This is a genomic window from Longimicrobium sp., from assembly GCA_036377595.1.
Classification (GTDB): Bacteria; Gemmatimonadota; Gemmatimonadetes; order Longimicrobiales; family Longimicrobiaceae; genus Longimicrobium.
In genome coordinates, this window is the sequence record DASUYB010000124.1 from 12329 (window position 1) to 33809 (window position 21481).

General features: G+C 70.3%; 18 protein-coding genes and 1 riboswitch. Of the genes, 10 read left to right on the forward strand and 8 right to left on the reverse strand.

The genetic code is table 11. From position 1 onward, the window contains the following. Nucleotides 1-190: 190 nt before the first annotated feature. The 5 genes from VF092_21905 to VF092_21925 form a co-directional block, all read right to left on the reverse strand. Nucleotides 191-1120: a hypothetical protein gene (locus VF092_21905; protein HEX6749963.1), complete on the reverse strand. Its 930-nt coding sequence runs from the start codon at nt 1118-1120 to the stop codon at nt 191-193. Between the two features lie 438 nt (nt 1121-1558). Continuing rightward, the gene (aroB, locus tag VF092_21910) at nt 1559-2686 is read right to left on the reverse strand and encodes a 3-dehydroquinate synthase (GenBank protein ID HEX6749964.1); all 1128 of its coding nucleotides are present in this window, start codon (nt 2684-2686) and stop codon (nt 1559-1561) included. After that, a complete protein-coding gene (locus VF092_21915; GenBank protein ID HEX6749965.1) occupies nt 2683-3840 on the reverse strand; it encodes a YbdK family carboxylate-amine ligase in 1158 nt (385 codons plus the stop codon). Before VF092_21915 ends, aroB begins: the two co-directional genes overlap by 4 nt. Nucleotides 3841-3955: 115 nt before the next feature. Then, nucleotides 3956-4480 carry a 2-amino-4-hydroxy-6-hydroxymethyldihydropteridine diphosphokinase gene (folK, locus tag VF092_21920; GenBank protein HEX6749966.1) on the reverse strand — a complete coding sequence of 175 codons (525 nt, stop codon included), beginning with the start codon at nt 4478-4480 and terminating at the stop codon, nt 3956-3958. A 119-nt stretch (nt 4481-4599) separates the two neighbouring features. After that, a complete protein-coding gene (locus tag VF092_21925) occupies nt 4600-4827 on the reverse strand; it encodes a hypothetical protein (protein HEX6749967.1) in 228 nt (75 codons plus the stop codon). Between the two features lie 446 nt (nt 4828-5273). On the opposite strand from VF092_21925, the gene VF092_21930 reads away from it, so the two are divergent. From VF092_21930 to VF092_21945, 4 genes are all read left to right on the forward strand, one after another. Further along, complete coding sequence (locus tag VF092_21930; GenBank protein ID HEX6749968.1) at nt 5274-6278, forward strand: cation diffusion facilitator family transporter; 1005 nt, start codon at nt 5274-5276, stop codon at nt 6276-6278. A 447-nt stretch (nt 6279-6725) separates the two neighbouring features. Further along, complete coding sequence (locus tag VF092_21935; protein HEX6749969.1) at nt 6726-7850, forward strand: ATP-binding protein; 1125 nt, start codon at nt 6726-6728, stop codon at nt 7848-7850. A gap of 44 nt (nt 7851-7894) precedes the next feature. After that, nucleotides 7895-8350, forward strand: a complete 456-nt coding sequence (locus VF092_21940; GenBank protein ID HEX6749970.1) for a hypothetical protein — start codon at nt 7895-7897, stop codon at nt 8348-8350. 273 nt (nt 8351-8623) lie between these two features. Further along, on the forward strand, nt 8624-9121 hold the full coding sequence (locus tag VF092_21945; protein HEX6749971.1) for a DUF4149 domain-containing protein: 498 nt from the start codon (nt 8624-8626) through the stop codon (nt 9119-9121). Nucleotides 9122-9237: 116 nt separating this feature from the next. Here the strand turns inward: VF092_21945 and VF092_21950 are convergent, their stop codons facing one another. Beyond that, the gene (locus VF092_21950) at nt 9238-10698 is read right to left on the reverse strand and encodes a S8 family serine peptidase (protein HEX6749972.1); all 1461 of its coding nucleotides are present in this window, start codon (nt 10696-10698) and stop codon (nt 9238-9240) included. A gap of 58 nt (nt 10699-10756) precedes the next feature. After that, nucleotides 10757-10831: riboswitch (cyclic di-GMP riboswitch) on the reverse strand. A 517-nt stretch (nt 10832-11348) separates the two neighbouring features. Between VF092_21950 and uvrA the strand changes: the two genes are divergently transcribed. The 5 genes from uvrA to VF092_21975 all read left to right on the forward strand — a co-directional run bounded on the left by uvrA (nt 11349) and on the right by VF092_21975 (nt 17624). Then, a complete protein-coding gene (uvrA, locus tag VF092_21955) occupies nt 11349-14228 on the forward strand; it encodes an excinuclease ABC subunit UvrA (GenBank protein ID HEX6749973.1) in 2880 nt (959 codons plus the stop codon). A 200-nt stretch (nt 14229-14428) separates the two neighbouring features. Further along, nucleotides 14429-14794: a hypothetical protein gene (locus tag VF092_21960; GenBank protein ID HEX6749974.1), complete on the forward strand. Its 366-nt coding sequence runs from the start codon at nt 14429-14431 to the stop codon at nt 14792-14794. A 32-nt stretch (nt 14795-14826) separates the two neighbouring features. Next, the gene (locus VF092_21965) at nt 14827-16482 is read left to right on the forward strand and encodes a caspase family protein (protein ID HEX6749975.1); all 1656 of its coding nucleotides are present in this window, start codon (nt 14827-14829) and stop codon (nt 16480-16482) included. Between the two features lie 216 nt (nt 16483-16698). Beyond that, complete coding sequence (locus VF092_21970) at nt 16699-16908, forward strand: hypothetical protein (protein ID HEX6749976.1); 210 nt, start codon at nt 16699-16701, stop codon at nt 16906-16908. A gap of 83 nt (nt 16909-16991) precedes the next feature. Next, the gene (locus VF092_21975; GenBank protein HEX6749977.1) at nt 16992-17624 is read left to right on the forward strand and encodes a hypothetical protein; all 633 of its coding nucleotides are present in this window, start codon (nt 16992-16994) and stop codon (nt 17622-17624) included. 130 nt (nt 17625-17754) lie between these two features. On the opposite strand, the gene VF092_21980 is transcribed toward VF092_21975, so the two are convergent. Then, nucleotides 17755-19185: an AMP-binding protein gene (locus VF092_21980; GenBank protein ID HEX6749978.1), complete on the reverse strand. Its 1431-nt coding sequence runs from the start codon at nt 19183-19185 to the stop codon at nt 17755-17757. After that, nucleotides 19182-20141 (reverse strand): class I SAM-dependent methyltransferase, encoded by a 960-nt coding sequence (locus tag VF092_21985; protein HEX6749979.1) that lies wholly within the window; start codon nt 20139-20141, stop codon nt 19182-19184. Before VF092_21985 ends, VF092_21980 begins: the two co-directional genes overlap by 4 nt. 366 nt (nt 20142-20507) lie before the next feature. Between VF092_21985 and VF092_21990 the strand changes: the two genes are divergently transcribed. After that, entirely contained in the window at nt 20508-21278 is a 771-nt protein-coding gene (locus VF092_21990; GenBank protein HEX6749980.1) for a glucose 1-dehydrogenase, read from the forward strand. Nucleotides 21279-21481 lie beyond the last annotated feature (203 nt).

Genomic DNA, 21481 nt, shown 5'->3' on the forward strand with positions numbered 1-21481 from the left:
TGGGGGGCGGCGCCCGCAGTCACGGCAAAGGAGCAGAGATTCGGGGAATCACCCGGACCTCTGCTCCTTTGCATTTCAGGCGATCTTTTCATCTCTAACAGAGGACACAGAGGACACAGAGAAAGAGAAGAGCCAGCGAAGGTCTCCTCTGTGCCCTCTGTGTCCTCTGTTAGAGGCTTCTTTTCGATTGTCAGGCAGGCGGAAGGCCGGCCAGCGCGCGGAGATGCTGGACCACGGCGGCGCCGAGGCCGGTGCCGTAGCCGCCTTCCAGCACGGAGACGAGACGGCCGCCGGCGCGTGCATCCGCCCACTCCACGAGCTCTGCCGTCAGGTCGTACACCTCGCGCGGGGTGACGGCCAGGCCGCCGCGCGGGTCGCCCGCGACGATGTCGAGGCCGGCGGAGAGGAGCACGAAGTCCGGCGACTCCCCGGGGGCGACGGCGCCCAGCGCGTCCCGCATCGCCTCGCCGAACGCGTCGCCGCCGCTGCCCGGGGGGATGGCGCGGTCGGAGCGGTGCGGCTCGTCCGCGCCTTCGAACTGCTGGTGGACGGAGATGACGGAGATGCCGGGATCGCCCGCGACGACCTCGCGGATTGCCGTGGCGGGATGGATCCCCCAGGCGACGATCAGCACCCGCGACGAGCCGTGCCGCTCGCGCAGGTGCCGCGCCGCGACGGCGACGTTGTTGAACAGCGAGTGCTCGCCGGGCGCGTCGGCGCGACCGCCGCGCCCGGGCGGCCGCGCGGCGACGAACGCGTTGCGCACCTCGCCGCCCAGCACCACGTCCGCCGCGGTGATGGCGCCGCCCGCCGCCGCCAGCGCCGCGTCCCAGCTCGCGCCGGAGACGGGGACGCCGCCCAGCTCCAGCGGCCGCCCCTCCGCCGCCGCGGCGATGGCGGTGCGCCGCACGTCGTCCACGTAGCGCCGCGTGTGCACGCGCAGCAGGTCCGCCTCCGTCGCCGGCTCCGCCTGCACCTGCAGCAGCGGGTCGAACATCGCCACCATGTCGCGGTAGACGGCGCGCGTGACCGCCGGCAGCCGCCCCTGGTGGTCGGGGTGGTGCCACCCGGTGTCGTGGCGCGAGCAGTCCTCGTGGCTGACGTACGCGGTGGCCTTCAACTGCGCTCCAGGGAGATGGGGGCGGGTGCCGGCGAGCCGCACCAGTCTACCATTCCCCGTTCGCCATGGCGACCCGCACCCGCCAGGGTGTCATCCTGAGGGCGCATGCGCACAACTCTCGTCCACGCCGATGGTTGCGCGCCCGAAGGATCTACTCGATGCGGCACGAATGTCCGTGCGATAGGCCGGCGCTTCCGTGGGGGCGAGTAGATCCTTCGGTCGGCGCCACGTTTGGTGAGGACGAGAGCCGGGTGCGGCGCCTCCCTCAGGATGACATCGAGCGTGGTGTGAGATGATCTGGGCAATGCGTCGGGCGGACGTCGAGGCGTGCGGCGTGGCTGCGCGGCGCAAATGAAGTTACCCCCTCCCGTTATCGGGGCGTTATCGGGAGGGGGTACGCGGCCCCAGCCGCGGGGGGAGGGCCTCGCGGGGGAGGGTCTACGTGCGGTTGCCGACGCCGGCGAGGACCTCCTGCACCGTCTCGTCGGCCACGGGCGAGCCGTAGCGCCCGTCGCGGCCCACCGCGGGCGAGCCGACCGCCTCGATCAGCGAGTACTGCACGCGCCCCTCGCGCGCCTTCTTGTCGGTGCGCGTGCCGTCGATCACCTCGTCGACGTTCATCTCCAGCGGCAGCGACGTCGGCAAACCGAGGCGCGACAGCACCTTGCGCAGCCGCGCCGCCGTTCCCGTGGCGGTGATGCCGCAGCGCTCGCCGATCCGCGCCTCCTCCACCATCCCGATGGCGATGGCCTCGCCGTGCAGGAGCGCGTAGCCGCTCAGCGCCTCGATGGCGTGGCCGATGGTGTGGCCGAAGTTCAGCAGCTTGCGCGGGCCCTTCTCCGTCTCGTCGCGCTTGACGATCTCGGCCTTGATCTCCACCGAGCGCACGATCAGCCGGCAGAGCGCCTCGCTGTCGCCCGCCAGCAGCTCGGCGGCGGCGGACTCGATCCAGTCCAGGTACTCGGGGTCGGCGATGGCGCCGTGCTTGACCGCCTCGGCCAGCCCCGCGCGCACGTGCGCGTCCGGCAGCGTCGCCAGCAGCTCGGGGTCGGCCACGACCACCTGCGGCTGGTGGAAGGCGCCCACCAGGTTCTTCCCCGCGGGCGTGTCGACCCCCGTCTTCCCGCCGACCGACGAGTCGATCATCGCCAGCAGCGTGGTGGGCACCTGCACGAGCGGGAGGCCGCGCATGTACGTCGCCGCGACGAAGCCGCCCAGGTCGCCGGGAACGCCGCCGCCGAACGCGATCAGCGCGGCGTCGCGGCCGATGCCGGCCTCGAGCATGGCGTCGGTGACCAGCGCCCAGGTCTCGCGCGTCTTCCGCTCCTCGCCGTTCTGGAAGGCGAACACGTCGGCCCGGTAGCCGGCGGAGTGCAGCATCCGCGACAGGCGCACCGCGTACAGCTCGGCCACGCGGTCGTCGGTGACCACGGCGTAGCGGTGCGCGGGGCAGAACTTGGAGAGGATGCTGGCGATGGAGGCGAAGAGACCCCCGCCCACCAGGATCTCGTATCCCCGGGCGCCCTTCTCGGGAAGCTGAACGGCGATGCGCTGCTTGATGCTCATACCGTGGTCTCTTCCAGCCGCTGCTCGCCGCGCCGGTCCATCCCCAGCCCCAGCACGGTCTCGTCCGCCGCCCACAGCGCCAGCCGCCGCAGGTCGCCCCCCAGCTCCGCCGCGGCGCGCCGCATCCGCGCCGCCGCGCATCCCCGCTCGAACACTTCCTCCAGCGCGTCGAGCGACTCGGCGTCGCCCAGCTCGCGCGCAAGCGGACGGAGCCGCTCCGCCAGCCCCAGCACCGCGTCGCGCGCGGAGACCGTACGCGGCTCGCGGCTGAAGACGTCGACGAATTCCGCCTCGGTCCCGTCGCGCGCGGCCCGCCACGCGTTCTCGCCCAGCAGCGGCTGCGCCACCGAGCCGGGGAGCGCGGGCTCGCCGATCGCCCCCGCGGCGATCCCCGCCACCACCGCCCGCGCCAGCGCCGCGATGGCCACGGCATCCTCCAGCCGCGGCGTGACGTCGGCCGCGCGGAACTCCAGCGTCGGGTAGCGGTGGTGCGGCCGCAGGTCCCAGTAGATGCGCCCCGGCGCGTCCACGCACTTCGTCTCCGTCAGCCACCGCAGCAGCAGGTCCAGCTCGCCCGCGCCGTCGAAGCGCGGCGGCGCGCCGGTGCGCGGCCAGCGGCGCCAGAGCAGGGTGCGGAACGACGAGTATCCCGTGTCGCGCCCCGCGTGGAAGGGCGAGCTGGCCGACAGCGCCAGCAGGAGCGGGAGATGGAACCGCGCCGCGTTGGCCACCCGCACCCGGTCGAGGTGCGCCGGCACGCCCACGTGCACGTGCATCCCGAAGATGGTCTGCGTCTCGGCCAGCTCGCGGTACTCGTCGCGGATGGCGGCGTAGACCTCGGCGTCGGTGAAGTCGTGCCCCGCGTCGGGCGCCGTCGGGTGCGTTCCCGCCGCGGCGATGCGCAGCCCCTCGGCCGCGGCCACGGCGGCGGCCTGGAAGCGCAGCCGCGCCAGGTCGTCGCGAACGCAGTGCGTACCCTCGCACACCCGGGTCTCGACCTCGATGGTGTGCTGCTGCATCTCGGGCTTCACCTCGCCGGTCCAGTCTCCGGCGATGACCCAGCGGGCGCGGCTGCGGAGGTCGCCCGTGCGCGCGTCGAGGAGCTGGTACTCCTCCTCCACGCCGATGGTGAAGTCCCGCGGCGAGATTGTCATCCGTCCGTTTCGGGCCTGCCGTGGCCCGTTTGAGAGTTAGCGGAGCGTGTGTGAACGTGCAAGAACGTACAAAGGAAGTCCGGGCCGCTGGATCTCGATTCCGTTCCGCGCGTCATCAACCTCGCCGCCGGCCCGCGCCCTCTTCGTCACGCTCGACGCGCTCCAGCGGCGGCGCCGCCGAAAGCAACTCCCGCGCCGTCATCCCGAGCACCGGGTGGACCCACTCCGGCGCGACTTCCGCGAGGGGATGGAGGACGAAGCCGCGGTGCGGGATGCCGGGATGCGGCAGCGTGAGCCGCGGATCGTCCCTCACCTCGTCTCCATAGGACAGCAGGTCGATGTCGATCACCCGCGGCGCGTTGCGGAAGGTGCGCTCGCGCCCCATCTCCCGCTCCACGCCGAGGATGCGGTCCAGCAGCTCCTCCGGCGCCAGCGCGGTGACGCCGCGCACCACCAGGTTGAGGAAGTCGGGCTGGTCGCGGTGGCCCACCGGCTCGGTGCGGTAGACCGACGACGCGCGCACCTCGCCGACGAACGCGCCGAGCGCCTCGACCGCGCGCGCCAGCTGCCCGCGCGGGTCGCCGAGGTTGGCGCCCAGGCCGAGCAGCACCTCGACGGGCGGATGTTTGCCGTTCGGCATCGGTCGCTGGAAACCGTTTCGTGAGCGCGAGATCTCCGTGACGGGGGAAATCTCGCCGGGGCGGGGGGATGGGGGAAGGCGCGGCCGGGCGCGGCGAGGCCGCGCCCGGCATCCCGGGATCAGTGCGCCTGCAGGATCACGGACTGCTCCTGCGGGACGTTGATGGCCTGGTCGGTCAGGAAGGGCGGGACGTACGACCGTCCGCCTCCGCCGCAGTACACGCACGCGGGCACCACCTGGTTGGCGGAGAGCTGCCCGCCCGGCGCGAAGGTGGGGCTGGAGCACGCGGCGGCGGCCGCTGCTGCCGCGACGATGGCGAAGGTGCGGGAGATGGCAATACGGCGCATGACGGACCTCCGGTGGCGTTCGAGTTCGCGGTCGTCCTCGGGCCCTTGCTCCCGCTCGCCACCGGCGCCCGTGCTCCGCGCGCTGGCCTGCGCGCGGCGGTCCCGGCGTCGGGACCCGCGGGCGCCCCTCGAGGTCTCGTGGACCACGGCTGGGGGCCTTCCCTCAACGAAAATCGGCTCCGGTGCGTGGGCACCGGAGCCGTCGTCGGCAGTAGAGGAAGAACGCAACGCGCGTGCCATCTCCATCACCAGCTATCTCTTTAATTTGCAAGTCGATGTGCAGTTGTTCGGAAACGGGCGAACTGCTCCGTGCCCGATGCGCCGCCGCCGGTGCGGCGACCTCCCACGCGCCGCCGGGGGCGCGCGCATTGCGGAGGCGGGGCGGCTTCGCCAGCTTCGCGCGTCTCCCGAACCTGACGCCACTCACGTCCTGACGCAGGGTCCGCTTGAGCGACCAGCCCCAGCTCACCCGCTTCGCCTGGCTGTCGATCGCCGCCGCGGTGGTGACCATCGCGCTGAAGTTCGGCGCGTTCGTGGTTACCGGCTCGGTGGGGCTGCTGTCGGACGCGCTGGAGAGCCTGGTGAACCTGGCCGCGGCCGTCATGGCGCTGGCGATGCTGACCCTGGCCGCGCGCCCGCCCGACGAGGAGCACGCCTACGGGCACGGCAAGGCGGAGTACTTCGCCAGCAGCTTCGAGGGCGCGCTGATCATGGTGGCCGCGGCCAGCATCGCCTACTCGTCGGCGGTGCGGCTGATGCACCCGCAGCCGGTGCGCGAGCCGGCCGTCGGCGTGGCCGTGGCGCTCCTCGCGCTGGTGGTGAACCTGGTGGTGGCGATGATGCTGCTGCGCGCGGGGCGGAGATACCGCTCCATCGCGCTGGAGGCCGACGCGCACCACCTGCTGGCCGACGTGTGGACCACGGTGGCGGTGGTGATCGGCGTGGCCGCCGTGGCGGTGACGGGGTGGAACTGGCTGGACCCGGTGATGGCCATCGTGGTGGCGCTCAACATCGTGCGCATCGGGATCGGGCTGATGCGGCGCTCGGCGCTGGGGCTGCTCGACACCGCCATCCCCGGGCGCGACCGCGCGATCGTGCTGGAGATCCTGGAGCGCTTCGCCGCCGAGGGCGTGCAGTACCACGCGCTGCGCACGCGCCAGGCGGGGATGCGGCGCTTCGTCTCGGTGCACGTGCTGGTGCCCGGCGCGTGGACGGTGCAGCGCGGCCACGAGCTGCTGGAGCGGATCGAGGAGGAGATCCGCGCCGCCATCCCCCAATCGACCGTGTTCACCCACCTGGAGCCGATCGAGGACCCCGTCTCGTTCGAGGACCAGCAGATCGAGCGGCGGCGGGCGGAGGGTGGGGGGATCGGGCCGTCCGCGCCGGGATTGCCGGGCTCGCCGGGGCCGCTGGGCTCGCCAAGTCCGCCGCCGGGTCCGCCGGGCGAATGAATTCGCGGCAACAACTGCACGAAGTCCCTGCGGGACTGCTGGGGACGCATCCGGGCGAATACTCAGGATTATCGCGGCCGCGGCACGGAGGCTCCCCAAGGGAGGGCGCCCTGCAACTGGCGGCTCACTTTCGACCACGCATGCGCCGGCAATACGAGAAGATGCATCGGCCGCAGTCGCGCAGCGACTTTGTGCTCTTGTTGCAGTGAATTCATTCGCCGGTCCCCTCTGGCCCGACGCGATCTCCGATCGCTCCCACCCATCTCCCTCATCCGTGAGAGATCGTTTCCCCGCGTGTGGGGAGAGGCGGGGTAGGGAGGTGCCCCACAACGGTTTCAGGCGGGCGCGGACTGACCGGCATCATCCCCGGGCGTAGCTTTCCTCCTCGACGTCACCCGGAACGGTGTGCCCGGGCGCGAAGGCGACGCGAAGAAAGGAGGCGCGGCGATGAGCTGGCCGCAGAACGAGACGAAGCATCCCCGCCGCGCCGCGCGGCTCCGGCTGGGCCGGGTGCTGCTGCGGATGCCGGTGTTCTACAAGGTGCTGCTGGCCAACGCCGCCGTGGTGGTGCTGGTGGCCACCGCCAGCGCCGCGGCCGCGCACCGCCTGCTCAGCGGCGCGCCCCAGCTGGCGTCGGTCGCGCTCTTCCTGCTGATCGGCTCGGTGTGCGCCTCGCTCACGCTGCCTCTGTACGCCGCGGTGCTGCGCCTGGCGCTGGGCCCGCTCGACGCGCTGGAGCACGCGGCCGAGAAGGTGGCCGGCGGCCGCATGGACGCGCGCGCGCCGCTCCCCCGCATGGCCGATCCGCGGCTGGAGCGGGTGATCCGCGTGTTCAACCGCCTGCTCGACGGCCTGGCCGCCGACCGCCAGCGCCTGCGCGAGGTGGCCGCCCGCGCCTTCCGCGCGCAGGAGAGCGAGCGCGTCCGCATGGCGCACGAGCTCGAGGGCGAGACCGCGCAGACGCTCTCCGCGCTCCTGCTGCGGCTCCGCATCGCCCGCCGCGCCACGGACGCGGCGTCGCGCGACAAGCTGCTGGATGCGCTGCGCGACGACATCGTGGGCCTCACCGACCGCATCCGCGACTTCGCGGGGATGCTGCACTCGCCCACGCTGGCCGAGGTCGGCCTCCTCGCCGCGCTGGAGGGGTACTGCCGCCGTCTCTCCGCGCACTCGGGGGTGGAGATCACCGTGCACGGCGGCGACGCCGACGGGCTGCTGGCGGCCGACGGCGAGCTGGCGCTGTACCGCGTCGTGCAGGAGGCGCTCTCCAACGTCCTCCGCCACGCCGGCGCCGCGAAGGCCAAGGTGGAGGTGGCGGCGGAGAAGGGAGTCGTGGTGGCCACCGTCCGCGACGACGGCCGCGGCTTCGAGGTGGAGGCGACGGAGGCGCGCGAGCCCTGCTTGGGCTTCTTCGGGATGCGCGAGCGCGCGATGTACGTGGGCGGCACGGTGGAGTTCGACAGCGCGCCCGGCGTGGGGACGCGGGTGACAGTCCGCATCCCCGCCGCGGGAGACGCGGCGCCGCTCGCCGCCCGCCCCGCGCTGGCGACCATGCCGGCCACCGCGGCGTGATCCCTGCTGTGCCGCACCGCGACTGACGGCAGGGAGGGGCACGGGTGTATTCGCTGGTGCGGAGGTTCATCAAGACCGGCCTGGGGTTCGGCGCCGCCGGGCTGGTGATGGGGGTGTGGATGCTGGCGGAGCGCGAGGTCGGCGGCCGCTGGCCCAGCCCGTACCTGGTGTCGGCCCACGCGCACGCGGTGCTCGTGGGCTTCGTCATGTTCCTGATCCTGGGCGTGGCGCTCTGGCTCTTCCCCCGCCCGGAGAAGGACGACGCGCGCTACCGCCCGCAACGCATCGAGGCGGCGTACTGGCTCCTCGCCGTCTCCACCGCCGTGCGGCTGGTGACCGAGGCGGCGCGCGCGTGGGTGCACGCGCCCTGGCTGGGATGGATCGTGCTGGCCGGCGGCGTGGGCCAGGCCGCGGGGCTCGTCCTCTACTTCTGGACCATGTGGGGACGCATCCGCCCCGTCGGCAGCCACCTCCGCGAGGCCAGGGGGGAGCGGTTCTGATCGGTGTCTACGTAGATAGCGGGTTCGGGACCGGACAGGTGGGATCGGCGGTTGCGCGGGGGGGATCGGCTCGTCTCCGCGACCTTCATCTCATGCGAAATCCGTGAATCCGGTTGATGCACCCGGACCGGTCCGCGCCGACGTCATCCTGAGGCCGGACAGACCGTAATCAGCGTCTGTGCAAGCGTTTGCAGGCCGAAGGATCTATAACTGCGGCAGCACGAGATCCGGTCGGACACACCCACACTTCACCCGGAGTCGATATCAGGGGCGATGCGGAATCTTTATCTCCTCAACGTGACGATCCACGTGCTGGCGGCGATGCTGTGGCTCGGGGGGATGTTCTTCCTGGCCGTGGTCGGCGCGCCGGTGCTCCGCTCGATCGACCCGCCGGAGCTGCGCGCGCGGCTGTTCGGGCGCATCGGGCGGCAGTTCCGCGCGGTGGGATGGATCGCCATCGCGATGCTGGTGGCCACGGGGATCGGCAACCTGGCGTTCGCGGGCGCCCTGCGCGGCGACGCGATCCTGCACGCGGAGATGTGGAGCACGCCGTACGGCCACGCCCTCGCGTGGAAGCTCGCGTCCGTGCTGGCGATGGTCGGGGTGAGCGCGATGCACGATTTCTGGCTGGGGCCGCGGGCCGGCCGCCTGGCCGCGGGATCGCCCGACGCCCTGCGCGCGCGGAGATGGGCGTCGTGGCTGGCGCGGATCAACGCGCTGCTCGGCATCGCCATCGTGGCCGCGGCGGTGCGCCTGGCGCGCGGGGGGTGAGGGAAGAATCAGGAAAAAAACAGGCCTCACGCAGAGCAGCAGAGGCAGCGGAGATGAGCTCTCTGCTGCCTCTGCTGCTCTGCGTGAGGCCAATCTTTTACCGAGCTACGCCGCGGCTACAGGCCGAGCGCGCTGGCCACGTCGATGCGGCCGTGGCCGTAGAACGGGTCGGTGCCCGGCTCGCCCAGGTCCAGCGCCGACGACACCAGGCGGTTCTTGATGTAGGCCGGGTTGGTGTTGCCGGTCTCGGCCATCAGCAGCGCCGCCAGCCCCGCCACGTGCGGCGACGCCTGGCTGGTGCCGATGAAGCCGCTCAGCCGGTTCCCCGCCGCGCAGGTGGTCAGGATGGGCACGCCGGCCGGGGTGAGCCCCGCGATGCGGTTCTTGGGGCAGTACGACCACACCCACGACGCGATGTCGGTGCCCCACGGCCAGGCCGAGGCCGCGAACGCGTGCGCCGCGTCGGCGTTGCCGCCGGGGGCCGCCACGGTGATGGCCGAGCGGCCGAAGTTGCTGTAGTACGAGAAGTGGTCACCGTTCGCGGTGGCCGTCTCGGGCCCCACCGCCGACACGCAGATCACGTGCGGCGTGTTGCAGTAGGTGACCATCAGGTTGCCGTCGTGGTCCAGGTCCGCGGCGTCGTTCGACGCCGACACCACGATCAGCATGCCCTGGCGGTTGGCGTAGTTGAACACGCGGTTGATGATGGACACCAGCTGGCCGTTGCCCGCCTTGGCGAAGCCGCCGCCCAGGCTCATGTTGGCCACGTTGGCGCCGTGGTCGGCCGCCCACAGCACGCCGTTCAGGGTAGTGCCCACCGTGCCGCCGCCGGTGCGGCTCAGCACCTTCACCCCGATGAGCGTGGTGCGCGAGGTCACGCCGGCCAGCGCGAAGGCCTTGCTGCTGACCTGCGTGGCCACGTTGGTGCCGTGCCCGTTGAAGTCGGTGACCGGGTTGCGCGTGGGGAAGTAGGTGGCCCGCAGCGCGTTGTCGGAGGCTACCAGCGAGGTGGAGCGCGACAGGTCGACCAGGCCGTTCAGGTCGTTGATGTCGTAGTCCAGCCCGCTGTCGAGGATGGCCACCGTGATCGAGGCCGAGCCCAGCTTGCCGGCGGCCCACGCGTTGTTGGCGTGGATCAGCCGCATGTTCCACTGCCACGAGTAGCGCGCGGCCGTGGTGGGGTTCGTCTGGCTGTTGGCCACGTCGGCGGCGATCTCGCCGGCGTCGGCTTCGGCCGCGGCCTGCGGCTGGTCGATGGTGAACGCGGCGTCGGCCGCCACCTGCTGCACCGCGCCCAGCGCGCCGATCTGCGCCGCGCCGGCGGCGTCGATCCCCGACACGGTGGCCAGCCCCACCCCGGAGTGCGCGAAGACGACCGTGCCGCCCAGCGCCTGCACCTGCGAGGCGAACTCGGCGGGGACCTTGTTGCCCTTGAAGAGCACCAGGTACTGCCCGGCATCGGCCGCGGCGTCGAGCGACGGCGCGCGCGGCGCCAGGGGGGCGGTGGCGTCGTTGGAGCAGGCGCCCGCCGCCAGGACGACCGCGAGCACCGCCGAGAACATTCCGTACCGCTTCATCGGACCTCCATCACGATAGGTGGGGGTCGGCGCGCTTGCGCCGACGGGGGAACCCGTCTTCGGCGGCCGGACGGTCTCGGAGAGACTCCTGGCTTTGCGGACCGGCCTCACGGCCGGGGTGCCTTTGGTCGGTGGGTACTGGTCAGTGCGAACGGCGCCTGTGCCCCGGACTCCGGGGTGGGGGCGGCGCACGCTGGCTGCTCGGAAGTTGGCTGAACTGGAGAGACTATCGACCCGTCCGCGCTGCGTCGCGCGGGTAAGCACACATCATAACAGCGAATTGGATGCCGGTCAATGCTTCCGTCGGCGCTAAGTGTTTGTCTCCCATTTAGTTGGGTGCCCAAAGAGATGCCACGGCGCCCCCGGTGCGGCGCCCGTCCTGCACGTGCCGTCCTGCCGCCCCGCGCCACGGATGTTGCGCGACCGCCACGCCGCCGGGCATGGCGCCGCGGGGGAGGCCCAAAGAACAGTGCGAGAGTGCGAAAGTGCGAAAGTGCGCTGGCCTGGTGTGCCGCCGCGTCTCGCGCATGCCGGACGCACTCTCGCACTCTCGCACTCTCGCACTCGGGCGTCCCGCTGTTCATCTTCGTCTTGCTCGACGCTCACCCCGGACGGTTGAATGATGGGGCTTTCTGCGGTAACTTTTCGGGATGCCTGAAGAAAGCCTGATCGTCCGCGGTGCGCGCGAGCACAACCTCAAGAACGTCGACGTCGCCATCCCCCGCGACCGGCTGACCGTGATCACCGGCCTGTCGGGGAGCGGCAAGAGCTCGCTGGCCTTCGACACCATCTACGCCGAGGGGCAGCGGCGCTACGTGGAATCGCTTTCCGCGTACGCCCGCCAGTTCCTGGGGATGATGGAGAAGCCCGACGTCGACTCCATCGAGGGCCTTTCGCCCGCCATCTCCATCGAGCAGAAGACCGCCGGGCGCAACCCGCGGTCGACCGTCGGCACCGTCACCGAGGTCTACGACTACCTGCGCCTCCTCTGGGCGCGCGTGGGCGTGCCGCACTGCCCCGTCTGCGGCCTCCCCGTCGAGCGGCAGAGCGCGTCGCAGATCGTGGAGCGGGTGATGGCGCTCCCCGCGGGCACCTGGGTCGAGGTGCTCGCCCCGGTCGTGCGCGGCCGCAAGGGCGAATTCCGCGACCTTTTCGAGGAGATGCGGAAGAAGGGCTTCACCCACGCCCGCACCGACGGACAGAACCACCGGCTGGAAGAGCCGCCCGCGCTCAACCGCCGCGCCAACCACGACATCTCCATCTTCGTCGAGCGCAAGGTGGAGGTCGACGAGGAGAACCGCGCGCGCATCGCCGACGCGGTGGAGCAGGGGCTGCGCGCGGCCGAGGGCGTGGTCGAGGTGATCGCCCACGGCGAGAGCGGCGAGCCGGACCGGCAGCTGTACAGCGAGGCGTACGCCTGCGCCGTGTGCGGGGTGAGCATCCCCGAGCTGGAGCCGCGCCAGTTCTCGTTCAACTCGCCCTTCGGCGCCTGCCCCGACTGCGGCGGGCTGGGCACGCGCAAGGAGCCGAACCCCGAGCTGGTGCTGGCCGACACCTCGCTCTCCATCCTGGAGGGCGTGGTGCTTCCCTGGGGCGTCCCCCGCGGCCATCTCCGGGGGACGATCCTCGAGGGGCTGGCGGCGGCGCTGGGGTTCGACCTGAACACCCCGTGGCGCGAGCTCCCCGAGCAGGCGCGCGAGATCCTCCTCTACGGCGCGCCGGCGGGCGACGGGAAGAAGGGGCAGCCGAAGCTGCGCTGGGGCGGGATCCTGAAGGACGTGGCCGCGCGCTACAAGGAGACCACCAGCGAGTCCACGCGCGAGCTGCTGGAGGAGTACATGTCCACCCTGCCGTGCGCCACCTGCGGCGGGGCGCGGCTCCGCCCCGAGTCGCTGGCGGTGACGGTGGACGGCCGCTCCGTCGGCGAGGTGGTGGCGATGCCGGTGTCCGACGCGCTGTCGTTCTTCGACGGCGTGGACCGGCTCCCCTACATCTCGCGCGAGATCGCGGGGCCGATCCTGAAGGAGGTGCGCGAGCGGCTGTCGTTCCTGGTCAACGTCGGCCTCGAGTACCTGACGCTGGGCCGCAGCGCGGAGACGCTCTCCGGCGGCGAGGCGCAGCGTATCCGCCTGGCCACGCAGATCGGCTCGCGGCTGTGCGGCGTGCTGTACATCCTCGACGAGCCGTCGATCGGCCTGCACCAGCGCGACAACCGGCGGCTGCTGGAAACGCTGATCCAGCTGCGCGACCTGGGGAACACCGTCCTGGTCGTCGAGCACGACGAGGAGACGATCCGCGCGGCCGACCATGTCGTCGATCTCGGCCCGCGCGCCGGCCGCCACGGCGGCGAGGTGATCGCCGAGGGAACGGTGGAGGACCTGATCGCCGCGCCGAACTCGCTCACCGGCGCCTACCTGCGGGGGGAGCAGGAGATCCGCATCCCCGCGCACCGCAAGGAGCCGCAGCCGGGGCACGAGCTGCTGATCCGCGGCGCGCGCGAGCACAACCTGCGGCGGCTGGACGTGCGCATCCCCCTCGGCTGCTTCGTCGCGGTGACGGGGGTCAGCGGCAGCGGGAAGTCGACGCTGGTGAACGACATCCTGTGGAACGCGCTGGGCCGCCGCTTCTACCGCGCCAAGACCATCCCCGGGCTGCACGACGGCATCGACGGGCTGGAGCTGCTGGACAAGGTGGTCGACATCGACCAGAGCCCCATCGGCCGCACGCCGCGCTCGAACCCGGCCACGTACACCGGGCTCTTCACCATCATCCGCGACCTCTTCTCCGAGCTGCCGGAGAGCAAGATGCGCGGCTACACGCCGGGGCGCTTCTCGTTCAACGTGAAGGGCGGCCGGTGCGAGGCGTGCCAGGGCGACGGGCTGGTGAAGATCGAGATGCACTTCCTGCCGGACGTGTACGTTCCCTGCGACGTGTGCCGCGGGAAGCGCTACAACCGCGAGACGCTGGAGGTGTTCTACAAGGGCCACTCCATCGCCGACGTGCTGGAATTGACGGTGGACGACGCGCTGGAGCTGTTCGAGGCCGTGCCGCGCCTCCGCCGCCACCTGCAGACGCTCTCGGATGTGGGCCTCGGCTACATCCACCTCGGCCAGTCGGCGACCACGCTCTCCGGCGGCGAGGCGCAGCGGGTGAAGCTGGCCAGCGAGCTGTCGAAGATCGCCACCGGGCAGACCTTCTACATCCTCGACGAGCCGACCACGGGGCTGCACTTCGAGGACGTGCGGATGCTGCTGGAGGTGCTGCACAAGCTGGTGGACCGCGGCAACACCGTGCTGGTGATCGAGCACAACCTCGACGTGATCAAGACGGCCGACTGGGTGATCGACCTGGGGCCCGAGGGCGGCCCCGCCGGCGGCCGCATCGTGGCCGAGGGCCCACCCGAGGCCGTCGCCGCGGTCTCCGAGTCGTTCACCGGCCAGTTCCTGAAGCCCATGCTGGACGGCCGCGTGGCCGCCGTCGCCCCCGCCGCGCCCAAGCCGCGGCGGGGGCGGAAGGCGGGGCGGGGGTAAGCTCCGTCATCGCGTGCGCTCGGCGGCCGTACGCTTTACGCATCAGCAGGTACCTGCGCGCGAGCGCGTTGACCCTGCCCGCCCGCATGGTTAGGCGCGCGGCCCGCACAAAACAGCGGTGCCGGAAATCTTGTCCTGTCTACATGTGCGGTTTAGCTTGCCGCTGGAAACCAGCTCATCCTCCGATCACGTGTGGCTCTATGGCAGCGACGTTCAAACTTGCGCTCATTTCGGAGATGGGGCCCGACGTGGAGGGCGAACTTTCGCACGACCTGCAGATGGCGCTACGCGAAACAGGAGCATTTTCCGTTTCGATGGACGCGCCTGCAGATAACGATTCGCAAACTAAAGGCGTTGAAGAACTCGGCCATCTTGTTATCTCATTTCTGAGCGGAGCAGGCGGGTTGGCTCTCATCCGTGTGATCCGCAGCTATATAGAACGTGACCGAACCATCAAAATCAAGCTGCAGCGCAAGGATGGCGCAAAGTTGGAACTAAATGCCAACAACTTGGCCGGTTCCCAAGTCACCGCCACTCTGAGCAGCCTTGAACGATTTCTCGAGTAGCCCTGGACAACTGAAAGCGACTCTTGCCAGCGATGGCTCGTCGAATCGCCCTGCTCATCGGGAATTCCGAATTCGTCCATAAAGAGACGCTACCGGACCTGCGCGGTCCGACCAACGACGTCCTGCGTCTCCGTGATATCTTGGGAGATCCGTCGGTTGGAGCATTCTCCGTCACCACCTTTTTGAATTGGTCAAGTTTCGATCTTCTTTTCAAGCTCGACACGACATTACAGCAAGCAGAGCGTAATGACCTGGTTCTCATTTACTACTCCGGTCACGGTAAACTAAATCTGCGGGGCCAACTATGCTTGGCTGCCCGTAACACGAATTCCGATGCGCTACAGACGACTTCACTTCCACTGACACAAATCAAGGAGTTGGTCGATAACACCCCGTGCCGGAACGTCATCCTCTTGTTGGACTGCTGCTTTAGTGGTGCGGTCGGGAGAGCGATGATTCGAGGTGCGGTGGAAGACCAACTACGCGCGAGCGTTGCGCAAACCGCAGGCTTTCATATCCTGACCTCGTCAACGGCGATCCAAGCCTCCTTCGAAGATCAGGAGGAAGATGGGGAAGTGCTTGGCGCATTCACAAGGTGTGTAGTCGAGGGATTACGAAGCGGCGATGCTGATGTAGATGGCGACGGTGCAGTCACCGTCAGTAATCTCAGGCAGTATGTCCAGCAACGATTGGTGTCTCAGCGGCCCAAGTACTGGGGTGTTGATTCCGAAGTAGATCCCGTCATCGCATACAACATCGCGCTACAGCGCCAGAATGACGAACAGAAACAACGACTTCGGAGCGCACAGGGCTTGCTTGCCTCGTGGTTTCGAGAAGGGGCGATTCCCACCCATGTCTATAGCAGCTTCCTTACCTGGATGGATGAAGACCCCTCGGGCACACCACCACCGATTTCCCGGACTCAGATATTAGAACTGCTGGAAAGTGAGAGAATCAGCCCGAAGCAGGTAATCACCACTTGGGAACACCTCCATTCGTATAGTTCTCACACAGTTCCTGTGTCTCACGGTTTCGAGCCGAAACAGGACCTCGATGACCACCAGTATCGACCGATTTCTGGCAGCCAGCAGCGTCAGTCAGTTTTCGAACTCCAGCAGCATCAGGGTCATCAGGTTCTTGGGGGGACAGCGCTGGTCGAGAGCCCCGCAGCCAAGCAGCAGCCCGATCGACGGGTTCAAAATACCATTGTTGCGCTAGTGCTTCTGCTCTTCATGCTGGCGGTTGCCTTCAAGTCGGGAATGATCGAATTGCCTCGTAACACCAACACGCCTCTACGCGACGGCTCTCAAGATACCGCGCTTGCGGAAACGGTGATTGAGACGATACCCACGTCGACTTCTCGCAGACCGATTGTGTATGACGTGCAGATGATTACAACGGCTGACGGCGCTTCCGGCCGATTCGAGCCGGACAGTGTTATCGTCCATAGAGGTGACATCGTTCGATTCAGGACTGACGGGGTATCCGTGCATAATGTTTCGTTTCCGTCGAACGAAAATCCGGGTGCGGGCAATCTACCTCCTTCACCGGGTCCATATCTCACGTATGCCGGGCAGACATACGACATTGCAATTGGCATGGATCCAGGAGTGTACAGATTCCAGTGTGACCCGCATGCTCCGACGGGGATGAAAGGTAAGGTGTACGTTCAGGGTGACCCAATGTAAGTACAGTGTTACCAGTCGCACCAAAAACTCCGGGTGGTGCCTGAAAGCGCCACACGTTAATGTCGGTTGTTGGTTGGCTTCTTCAGGCGCTCTTGCCGCCCGTCTCCCGCTTGGCTCGCCCACCCGGACCGGCGTATGCAATAGTTCCGGATCGTGCACATCCGCAGTCCTTAGCTCGTGTCGCACTCGCTTATCCAAGTATCTGAACAACTCGACGTGATCAAGACGGCCGACTGGGTGATCGACCTGGGCCCGGAGGGCGGCCCCGCCGGCGGGCGCATCGTGGCCGAGGGCCCGCCCGAGGCGGTGGCCGCGGTCTCCGAGTCGTTCACCGGCCAGTACCTGCGGCCGATGCTGGACGGGCGCGTGGCGTCGGTCGCGCCCGCCGCACCCAAGCCGCGGCGCGGGCGCAAGGCGAAGACGTAGATCGTGCTTCTTGGATGCGTGTGGAGGGTGCGACCAGCACCCTCCAGATTTTCTCCTCATCCCATCTCATCGTAGGAACCTCGATGAAAACACAGGTTGTGCTGACCGCCGCCCTCGCGGTGCTCGCGTGCTCGCGCGCATTGGCGCAGGTCACGGTCGCGCAGGTGCAGGGCCTGGCCCCGGGGACGCGCGTGCGCGTGTCGGCCATCGCCGCGGAGGACCGCGAGATGGAGCGCCGCACCACGAGCACGCGCTGGACGGTGGGCACCGTGCACGAGGTTGCGTCCGACGCGCTCGTCATCCGGACCCGCGCGGCGAATCCCGACGCGACCGTCTCCATCCCGCTGGACCTGATCCAGGCGGTGGAGGTGAGCCGCGGAAAGCGCGACGTGCCCGGCAGCGCGGGGCGCGGCGCCCTGCGCGGGACGCTGATCGGGGCGCTCGTCGGTGGGGTGTTCACCGGGATGAAACAGGTCATGGACAACGACAACTGCGGTTCGGAGGGCGGCTGTCGCAACCGTATCTGGACGGGAATCCTGGCCACGGACGGTGAGTCTGTGGTCCGCGACGTTGCCGGAGGCGCCATCCTCGGTGCAACGGTCGGCGCGCTCGCGGGGAGCCGCTCGCGCGAGGTCTGGGAGCCCGCGGCACAGCACGTGACCGTGGGCGCCGCCCGCGAGGGCGGGACGCGCGTGGGTCTCGCTTTCCGGTTCTGATCACCTGCCCAAGGTCCGCTCGAAGCCCCGGCGCGGGCGGAAGGCGTGGTGCCGTGGATCGCGGGAGCGGATGCGGCCCGCCGGCAGAGATGCCGGCGGGCCGCGATCACGTGATCCGCCTGTCGGCCCGTCACTTCGTGGTGTCGGCAGGCTGGCGCGCGGGGTCGTGCGCGCGGATCCAGTCGTTGCGCACCGTGCGCAGCTTGCCGTTCGGCTCGCGCTCCACCGCGTCGACGCGGCGGACCACGGCCTCCATCCCGTCGAGTTGTTCGGCCACCTCGGCCCGGATGCGCTCCTGCAGCACCGGCGCGAGCGGCTCGTCGCTGACCAGCCGCACCTCGAGCGTGGCCGGGCCGGTCTGGACCACCTGGAACTGCCGGAACCCCCCGAGCTCCTTCCACTGCCGCGAAAGCACGTAGTCGATCCGCTCGCCGTGCCAGCGGCGGCCCAGCGGGGTGTACACCACGTCCTGGATCCGTCCGTCGACGCTCGCCAGCGTGCGGAAGCCGCGCCCGCAGGAGCAGGGCGCGGCGGCCTTCGAGGCGCGGTCGCCCAGGCGGTAGCGGATCAGCGGGGTGTGCGTGTTGACCAGGTCGGTGACCACGACCTCGCCGGTCACGCCCGGCTCCGCCTCGCGTCCCTCGTCGTCGAGCACCTCCACCAGGGTGGTCTCGGTCATCAGGTGCAGGCCGCCCCGGGGGCAGTCGTACGCCATCACCCCCAGCTCGCCGCAGCCGTACTCGTTCTGCACCGGGGCGCCGAACACGCGGCGGACGGCCTCGCGCTGGACGGGCGAGAGCCCTTCGGCCGTGGGAACGACCAGCCGGATCCCCGCGGCGCGCCCGTCCCATCCGCGGCGCTCCACGTGCTCCGCGAGCAGGTGGAGGAGCGAGGCGTAGCCGTAGAGCCAGGCCGGGCGGAAGCGCAGGCACCGGCGCCAGTGCCGGTCCAGCTCCTCCGGCGCCAGCTGGGTGGCGGGAAAGCGGATGCGGTGCGAGGCCAGGTCGGCCAGCGCCGACCGGAGCCGCCGGTCCGGCGTGAGCGGCGTTCCCCAGAACCGCGCCACGCGGTCGCCCGGCCCGATCCCGAACCAGCCCAGCGCCATCCAGGTCACCGCCCGCTCGCGCGCCACGCCGTCGGCGCCCTTGTCCACCCGCACCGGCGCGCCCGTGGAACCGCCGGTCGACTTGGCGGTGACGCGGCCGGTGAAGCCGCGGCAGCGGAGCTCCGCGCCGTGCTCCTGCACCGTGCGCTTCTCCAGCAGCGGGAGCGCCGCCAGCACCTCGCGGGCGTTCGCCGCGGTGACGCCGGCGGGGATGCGCGCGCCGTACCAGGGCGACTCGGCCGCCGCCCAAGCCAGGAGGCGGGCCAGCTTCTCGTCCTGACGGCGCAGCAGCGCCGCGGGATCGAGGCGCTCCACCTCCCGCAGCTCGCGCAGGTACGCCGCAACGCGCCCCTCTCCCCTCAGCCGGGTGGCCAGGGGATACACGACGCTGCGGTGCAGCGCGTGGGCGAGCGGGCCCATCATGCCGCGACCGCCGTGGGCGAGGGGGCGGGTCACCATTCGCCCTCGCGGTGCAGCCACTCCAGCCGGCCGCCGCGCTTCCGGGCGATCCCGAACGACTCGCTGTTCCCGGTCAGCAGGAACCCGCCGTCGGCCAGCGCGCGCGCCAGGCTGCGGGTGCCGAGGGCGATCCGCTCCGGCGGAAAGTAGCTGCGCTGCAGGAGGTTGAAGCTGATGGCCAGGTCGAACTCGCCCTCGGCGTCCAGCGCGAACACGTCCATGTCGCGGATGGTGACCTGGCCGCCGCGGGCCAGCTCCTGCACGCCGGGATGGACGAGGGGAAGGGGCACGAGGCCGCGCCCCGGCGCCAGCGCGTGCCGGCGCCGCAGCCGCCGCGCGCGCAGAGCCAGCGGGAGCAGCGCGGCGCGCGTGAGCGGCGAGTACGCGTCGCCCCCCGAGAACGAGCGGTAGAGGCTGAAGAACCCGCCGGGCGTCCGCACCTGCAGCAGCCGTCCCGCGGCGTCGTAGACGCACCCGGTCTCGGGGTCGAGGTACACCTCCTGGCAGAGGTCGCCCAGCACGTACGCGCCGATGGGGTAGCGGGTCCGCAGCAGCGCCAGGGTGTCGAGGCTGGAAGCGCCGCTCGACGACGGGAGGTCGAGCACCCGCAGCGGCGATCCGTCGGGCGGGCGCTCGGGGCGCTCCAGGAACGCCGCCAGCGCCGCGTTCTGCCGCCGCCGGTAGGTGGTCTTGGCCACACCGTTGGGAAGCACCAGGCTGTCGAGCACGGCGTCGAACCGCCGCAGCAGTGCCTCCCGCTCGGCCGGCCCGGCCGCGGCGTAGCGCTCCGCGAGCCCCACGAGCGTGCCCGCGAAGCGGTCGGGCGCGTGCACCTGCCGGTAGCGCGCCAGGTAGCTGGCCACGTACTGCACGCCGCTCCTGCGCAGCCCGGTGCGCACGGGCGCGGGGAGAAGGGTCGACCAGCTGGCGATGCGCCGGGCGAGGACGGGCATGGTGAGCGGGAGCGCGATGGGGCGCGGGAGCGGGATCGCGAGGGACGCCGGCAGCGGGAAACGACGACCGGCGCCCGTGTCCACGAATATGTCCGGGTCGGCACGCGCGGGGAAGCGTTCTGCTCGTTATCCCCGTCGGCCGGGGTGGCCCGGCGCACCGGCGGTTTCCACCGGCACCGTGCTCGCCGGGGCTGTCCCGCGTGGTCCGCGGGTATCCGGGTGACGGGGAATTTGCGCCCCCGGTTCGCCGAACGTACTCTCCACCGTTCTCCCCATCCGGCCCGCCCACCCGCGCCGGCGCGTGAAACCGTGCCGGCTTCGCGCGCATCCATACTCCCCAGCAGGTTCACCTCACCGGGAGGATCCATGCGTCTGAAGGACAAGGTCGCGCTCGTGACCGGCGCCAGCAGCGGCATCGGCGCGGGGATCGCGGCGCGCTTCGCGGCGGAGGGCGCGCACGTGGCCGTCAACTACCGCCCCGGCAGCCCGAAGGACGCCGAGGTTGCCCTCGCCGCCGCGCACGGCTTCGATACCCACGCCATCGCCATCGAGGCCGACGTGTCGCAGCGCGACGACGTGGAGGAGATGGTGGCCGAGGTGGTGCGCGCCTTCGGGCGGATCGACATCGCCGTGTGCAACGCGGGGATCGAGATCAACAAGCCCTTCCTGGAGACGGACGACCATGAGTGGAACCGCGTTCTCGGCGTGAACCTCTACGGCTCGTTCGTGGTGAGCCAGGCCGCCGCGCGCGAGATGGTGAAGCAGGGCGGGGGAGGGCGGCTGATCTACATCTCGTCGGTGCACGAGGACATCCCGTTTCCCGGCTACACTTCGTACTGCGCCAGCAAGGGCGCCATCCGCATGATGATGCGCAACCTGTGCATCGAGCTGGCGCCGCACGGGATCACCGCCAACAACATCGCCCCGGGGGCCATCGCCACGCCCATCAACCAGGCGGTGCTCGACAACCCGATCGCCTTCAAGAACGCGGTGAGCGAGATCCCGCTCGGAAGATTCGGGAAGCCGGACGACGTGGCCGCCGTGGCCGTGTTCCTGGCCAGCGACGAGGCCGCGTACGTGACCGGGAGCACGTACTACGTCGACGGCGGGCTGACGCAGCAGGTGACGATGTACTGACGGCGGAGGGCTGCACCCGCGTGGCGCCCTCCCCGGCTCGCCCAGGCTCGCCACCCCTCCCGTACCGGGAGGGGTAGCCGCCCAGTCATCGGGGGGAGGGGAGACCTCAGCGCGGAAGCCATCCACGGCGCTGAGTTCTCCCCCGCCCCTGCGAAGCGGGGGAGGGGGCCGGGGGGAGGGGGCCCCCCTGCGGCCGCGAGAAT

Excerpts from the sequence above, each read along its gene's own strand:
- aroB (HEX6749964.1), bottom strand. The coding sequence starts at position 2,686 with ATGAGCATCAAGCAGCGCATCGCCGTTCAGCTTCCCGAGAAGGGCGCC.
- VF092_21915 (HEX6749965.1), bottom strand. The coding sequence starts at position 3,840 with ATGACAATCTCGCCGCGGGACTTCACCATCGGCGTGGAGGAGGAGTAC.
- folK (HEX6749966.1), bottom strand. The coding sequence starts at position 4,480 with ATGCCGAACGGCAAACATCCGCCCGTCGAGGTGCTGCTCGGCCTGGGC.
- VF092_21925 (HEX6749967.1), bottom strand. The coding sequence starts at position 4,827 with ATGCGCCGTATTGCCATCTCCCGCACCTTCGCCATCGTCGCGGCAGCA.
- VF092_21935 (HEX6749969.1), top strand. The coding sequence starts at position 6,726 with ATGAGCTGGCCGCAGAACGAGACGAAGCATCCCCGCCGCGCCGCGCGG.
- VF092_21945 (HEX6749971.1), top strand. The coding sequence starts at position 8,624 with ATGCGGAATCTTTATCTCCTCAACGTGACGATCCACGTGCTGGCGGCG.
- VF092_21950 (HEX6749972.1), bottom strand. The coding sequence starts at position 10,698 with ATGAAGCGGTACGGAATGTTCTCGGCGGTGCTCGCGGTCGTCCTGGCG.
- uvrA (HEX6749973.1), top strand. The coding sequence starts at position 11,349 with ATGCCTGAAGAAAGCCTGATCGTCCGCGGTGCGCGCGAGCACAACCTC.
- VF092_21960 (HEX6749974.1), top strand. The coding sequence starts at position 14,429 with ATGGCAGCGACGTTCAAACTTGCGCTCATTTCGGAGATGGGGCCCGAC.
- VF092_21965 (HEX6749975.1), top strand. The coding sequence starts at position 14,827 with ATGGCTCGTCGAATCGCCCTGCTCATCGGGAATTCCGAATTCGTCCAT.
- VF092_21975 (HEX6749977.1), top strand. The coding sequence starts at position 16,992 with ATGAAAACACAGGTTGTGCTGACCGCCGCCCTCGCGGTGCTCGCGTGC.
- VF092_21985 (HEX6749979.1), bottom strand. The coding sequence starts at position 20,141 with ATGCCCGTCCTCGCCCGGCGCATCGCCAGCTGGTCGACCCTTCTCCCC.
- VF092_21990 (HEX6749980.1), top strand. The coding sequence starts at position 20,508 with ATGCGTCTGAAGGACAAGGTCGCGCTCGTGACCGGCGCCAGCAGCGGC.